Annotated in this window: 1 protein-coding gene; it reads right to left on the minus strand. The window is 58.1% G+C overall.

What is annotated here, in order from left to right:
* Positions 1 to 852: porin (locus PQR42_RS45560; protein WP_408496107.1), on the minus strand; the 852-nt coding region annotated here is incomplete at both ends.

Consider the following 852-nt stretch of genomic DNA (forward strand, 5'->3'; position numbering starts at 1 on the left):
GCCATCCGCGCGGCCGTCGGTGAACGTATACACGCCGATCAGCGTCACTGCAGGTTTGAGCAGATATTGAAGATTCGCATCGTAGTTGTTGAATTTGCGCGACGAGCCATCGTTATAGTCAAGTCGTGTCTGGCTGAAGGCAAAGCCTACCGTTGTCGGTCCGAATACGTAATTGCCGCCCGCCACTGCAATCTGCTGACGCTCGACACCGCCGTCCAGGCCATAGAAGAGCCCGCCACCGTAGTCGTCGCTGGCGATCGTGCCCCCCACAGCGCCACTCGTGTTCGACTTCGCGTCCGGACGATCGAGCACGACATAGCCGCCGCCGATCGAGAATGGACCGTTTACGTAGTTCGCCGCCGTTCCCCATGCCCGATTGTTGCCGAACCCTTGACCGTTTCCGCTATTTGCCTGGTTGCTGAATCCGTAAAGCGCGTCGACTGTAAAACCTCCAATCGCGTCACTGCGAAACTTGGCCGCATTGTTGATCCGGACCGTTTGATTCAGGTTGTCGTTGTCGCCAATGTGCGTTGCCGGCGACCAGACTCCCGGACCGGCAAAACGCGCCACAAGGTCAGCAATCGGTTCATATTGACGCCCGAGCGTCAACCTGCCGATTCCGGTCTTTGCGATTCCAACAAACGCTTGCCGACCAAATTCGCGGGACGCCTGACCCAACGTTCCGTCGTTCGGACGGAACCCGTTTTCCAACGTGAATACCGCCTTCAACCCGTCGCCCAGTTCTTCGATACCGCGCAGACCCCAGCGACTGCCGCCCACTCTGTTGCCCGTCTGTTGCACGTTACTCGAGCCCTTCTGATTGTTGGTGTATGTGATGCCTTCATCGACGAC

Origin of the sequence: Paraburkholderia sediminicola (assembly GCF_046027355.1) — a bacterium.
Lineage (GTDB): Bacteria > Pseudomonadota > Gammaproteobacteria > Burkholderiales > Burkholderiaceae > Paraburkholderia > Paraburkholderia sediminicola_B.